At 70.3% G+C, this 4447-nt stretch carries 3 protein-coding genes; 2 read left to right on the forward strand and 1 reads right to left on the reverse strand.

The window, feature by feature from the left end; all coding sequences use genetic code 11:
• The coding region (locus ACFVJS_RS26500; RefSeq protein WP_378886548.1) for a 50S ribosomal protein L25/general stress protein Ctc at window positions 1-589 on the reverse strand (589 nt) is incomplete at its 3' end.
• 223 nt (window positions 590-812) lie between these two features.
• On the opposite strand from ACFVJS_RS26500, the gene pepN reads away from it, so the two are divergent.
• Window positions 813-3233 carry an aminopeptidase N gene (gene pepN, locus ACFVJS_RS26505; protein WP_378886549.1) on the forward strand — a complete coding sequence of 807 codons (2421 nt, stop codon included), beginning with the start codon at window positions 813-815 and terminating at the stop codon, window positions 3231-3233.
• Between the two features lie 48 nt (window positions 3234-3281).
• Window positions 3282-4298, forward strand: a complete 1017-nt coding sequence (locus tag ACFVJS_RS26510) for an LCP family protein (protein ID WP_378886550.1) — start codon at window positions 3282-3284, stop codon at window positions 4296-4298.
• Window positions 4299-4447 lie beyond the last annotated feature (149 nt).

Genomic DNA, 4447 nt, shown 5'->3' on the forward strand with positions numbered 1-4447 from the left:
CGGCGGACTCACCCTCGGCGGCCTCGTCGGCGACGGGCTCCTCGATGGTGCGCGCCTCGGTGATGTTGACGACCAGGGTCTCCGGGTCGGTCACGAGGGTGGTGCCCTTGGGCAGCTCGACCTGGCCGGCCAGGATCTGGGTGCCGATCTCGAGGCCCTCGATGTTGACCTCGAGGCTCTCCGGCACGTGGGTGGCCTCGGCCTCGACGGTCAGGGTGTTGGCGTCGGTGACGACCATGGTGCCGGAGGCGGCGTCGCCCACGACGTTGACGACGATGTCGACGGTGACCTTCTCGCCCGCGCGGACGGCGACGAAGTCGACGTGCTCGATGACGCGGCGGACGTCGTCGACCTGGACCTGCTTGGTCAGGGCGAGCTGCTTCTTGCCCTCGATGTCCAGCTCCAGCAGCGCGTTGGCACCGTGGTGCTTGAGCGCCATCATGGTGGCGTGGCCCGGCAGGGTCAGGTGGATCGGGTCGGCGCCGTGGCCGTAGACGACCGCCGGAATCTTGTTCTCACGGCGGATGCGGCGAGCGGCACCCTTGCCGAACTCGGTGCGCTTCTCGGCGACGATCTTCTCGCTGGACATGCGTTGAACTCCTCGATGAGTGGTGCTGACGTCAATGGCGCCCGGCTGGTCCAACGAAGGCCGTGCGACGAAGGCACGGCGTCTCTGCGAAGAGACGTCCACCTTGTCGATCACGGAGCGCGAGGCGCTCCCTCGCCGAGGCAACTGCCACAGACTATCCCCGCATCACGCTCACAGCGAAATGCGCGCGCGTGCTGACCTGCGAGGACGTACGTTGGAGGTCGTGTCCCTCACACTCGACGAGGCCCGCGAGCGGGCCGGCGTGCTCACCTCCATCTCCTACACCCTGGATCTCGACCTCACCGGCCTCGACACCTTCCGGAGCCAATCCGGGGTCCGGTTCCGATCCACGACCGCCGAGACGTTCCTGGAGCTGAAGGGTGCGCTCGAGGTGTCGCTGGTCGTCAACGGGGAGGCCGTCGATGCTGCGTACGACGGTGGGCGGATGCGCCTGACCGGGCTGTCGACCGAGGAGGTCAACGTCGTGGAGGTCGCCGCGACGCTGCCCTACACGACCGACGGCGACGGGATGCACACGTTCACCGACCCGGTCGACGGCTCGCGCTACGTGTCCGCCTACCTGGGCATGGACAACGCCCCCAAGGTCTTCGCCTGCTTCGATCAGAACGACCTGAAGGCGTCGTTCGCGGTCTCGGTCACCGCCGACCCGGGCGACACCGTCCTCGCCAACGGGGCCGTCGTCTCGCACGATGCCGGCCGCTGGGTCTTCGCACCCACTCCCCCGATCCCGCCGGCACTGCTGGTGGTCGCCGCAGGACCGTGGCACTCGGTGCGCTGGTCCGCTGAGCTCGATTCCAGGGGGAGCCTCGACTTCGGCTGGCACGCCCGGCGTTCGCTGGCGACCGAGCTGGACCGCGACGCGACCGAGCTGCGACGTACGACCGAGGCGTGCTACGCCCACTACGCCGATCTCATCGACGAGCCCTATCCCTTCGACTCCTACGACCAGGTCTTCGTGCCGGGGCTCAACTGGGGTGCCCAGGAGATGCCGGGGTGCGTGACCTACCGCGACGAGCTGCTGCCGCGCGGCGCGATCACCGACACCCAGCGCGCGATCCGTGCGGTGATCATCGCCCACGAGATGTCGCACATGTGGTTCGGAGACTCGATGACGATGACCTGGTGGGAGGACACCTGGCTGCAGGAGTCGTTCGCCGACTACATGGGCTACCGGGTCGCGGAGGCCGGGGCCGGCTTCTCGGACCTGCGGGTCGAGGTGGAGGTGCGGAGCAAGCCGTGGGGCTACCGTTCCGACGCGCGCCGCTCGACCCATCCGGTCGCCCCGCTGGCCGATGACGTACCCGACGTGGACACCGCCGCCACCATCTTCGACGGCATCTCCTACGCGAAGGGCGGCGCCTGCCTGGTGCAGCTCGCGTTCTGGCTGGGTGACGAGGAGTTCATGGCCGGGGTCAACCGCCACCTGACCCGCTTCCGTTTCGCCAACGCCACCCTGGCCGACTTCGTCGAGTCGCTCACGGAGTGCTCGTCGAAGGACGTACGCGGCTGGGTGGAGGCCTGGCTGCGGCGACCGGGTTTCGACACCCTGACCGTGCGGCGCGACGGGGACGTGCCCGTCCTGGAACGCGTGGGGAGCCGGCCGCATGCGTTCACGGTCGCCGCCTACGACTCCGCGCTCCAGCTCGTCGGTCGCAAGCGGGTCGAGCTGGGCGGCGAGCCGGTGCGGCTGTCGGAGTTCACCGGGCTCGTGGTCGTGCCCAACGCGGGCGGCGAGACCTTCGCCGGGCTCCGGCTCGACCCGGAGTCGTGGGAGTCGCTCTCCGGCGGGCTCTCCCGTCTCGAGGACCCGCTCGTCCGCGCCGTGCTCTGGTCCTCTGTCGCTCTCCTGGTGCGCTCGCGCGACCTGTCGGCCGACGACTTCCTCGACCTGGTCGAGGCCCACCTGCCCACGGAGACCCGCCCCGACATCATCGAGGGCGTGCTCTCGGAGGCCCGGACCGTGGTGATCCCGCATCGGGTGCCGGCCTCCCGAGCGGCCGGCGCCGTGGCGCGCGTCGCCGCCGCGTCCGCCGCAGGGCTGAAGGCCTCCCCGGACGACGATCAGCGCGCTCTGGCCTGGGTCGCGAACCTCGCTGCGACCAGCGCGGAGGCCGAGATGCTGCGCGACTGGCTCGACGCCGACAAGGTCGCGGGCAGCATCGCGTTGCTGCCGACCACCCGTTGGGAGGCCGTCGTGCGCCTCGCCTCGCTCGGCGAGGCCGACGCGCGCTTCATCGCCGCCGAACGCGATCGCGACGGCACCGTCGAGGGAGACCTCGGCGCGCTCCGGGCCCTGGCCGCGCGACCGTCGACCATCGCGAAGGACGCCGCCTGGGAGGCGATGCGCGCCCCCGGCGTCGACAACCGCCGCTTCGGCGCGCTGGCATCGGGGATGTGGATAGCCGAGCAGGCCCATCTGCTGCGCCCCTACGTCGATGCGTATCTCGCCGAGGCCCCGAAGCTTGCCACCCGTGGCCAGGCCTTCGCCCTCGAGGTCGGCCGTGCGTTTCCGCGGATCGCGCTCGACGGCGGGCAGCTCGACGCGCTGCGCGGGGCGCTGGCCAACGGCGTACCGACGATCCTGCGGCGCTCGTGGGAGGACCACCTCGACGACCGCGAATAGCGACCACTAGCCTCTAGGCGCCCTCGACCCCCACCCCTGAGGACGGCCATGAAGAAGTCGCGCATCTGGCTCGGCGTCGGGATCGCGTTCGTCGTGCTCGTCGGCGCCGTCGCCGGCACCGGCTGGTATCTCGCCCACCGCCTCGACGAGCAGGTCCGGACCGTCGACGTCTTCGCGGGCCTCGAGGAGCGCCCGGAGCCGGCGAGCGGCGGCGCCGAAGGGGCGATGAACATCCTGCTGCTCGGCACCGACGGCCGCACCGGCGGCGAGGCGACCACCGGCACCGAGGCCACCGCGTCGTGGACGCCCGGTGAGCAGCGCGCCGACACGATGATGCTGCTCCATCTCAGCGCGGACCGCCGCTCGGCCTCGGTCGTCTCCCTCCCCCGCGACTCGTGGGTGCGGATCCCCGGCCACGGCGAGGCCAAGATCAACGCCGCCTTCTCCCAGGGCGGGCCGCGACTCAGCGTGCAGACGGTCGAGAAGCTCACCGGCGTACGCATCGACCACGTCGCCTGGGTCGACTGGGCCGGCTTCGAGGAGATCGGCGACCTCCTCGGCGGCGTCGAGGTCTACGTCCCGGAGACCGTCCACGACTCAGCGCGCGACCGCACCTGGACCAAAGGCACCCACCGACTCAGCGGCGAGGAGGCTCTGCTCTACGTACGCCAGCGCTACGGCCTCCCCGGCGGCGACCTGGATCGCGTGAAGCGCCAGCAGTACGTGCTCCGCTCCATCCTTCGCGGCCTGCGGCAGAGCGTCGACCCGAAGGACCCCAAGAAGGCCTACGACCTCCTCGACATCATCACCCGCCACCTGACCGTCGACTCCGGCTTCTCCGGAGGCGACCTCCGGGGCCTGGCTCTCGACCTGGCCCGGATGCCCTCTTCAGACCTGACGTTCTTCACTGCTCCGGTGGCTGGGCTGGGGCGAGAAGGCGCGCAGAGTGTGGTCCGTCTCGACAAGCGCAAGGGTCGTGAGCTGTGGGCGGCTGTGCGGGAGGACGAGATGGATACATGGCTTGCTCAGAACCCAGAGGTTCTGACGGGGCGGACGGTCAACTGAAGACTGGTGGCCGCCGACCCGTTACGGAGGGTGTTCTCGACGAACCCCGGAGTCAAGGCGATGTATCGAGCTTGTCGAGATGACGGCCTTCGGCCGCCGGCTTCGCCGGCCGCTTCGCGGTCCTTGACACCGGGCTCCGCCGAGAATTT

This window comes from Nocardioides sp. NPDC057772 (genome assembly GCF_042798075.1).
Taxonomy (GTDB): domain Bacteria; phylum Actinomycetota; class Actinomycetes; order Propionibacteriales; family Nocardioidaceae; genus Nocardioides.

Excerpts from the sequence above, each read along its gene's own strand:
- ACFVJS_RS26510 (WP_378886550.1), top strand. The coding sequence starts at position 3,282 with ATGAAGAAGTCGCGCATCTGGCTCGGCGTCGGGATCGCGTTCGTCGTG.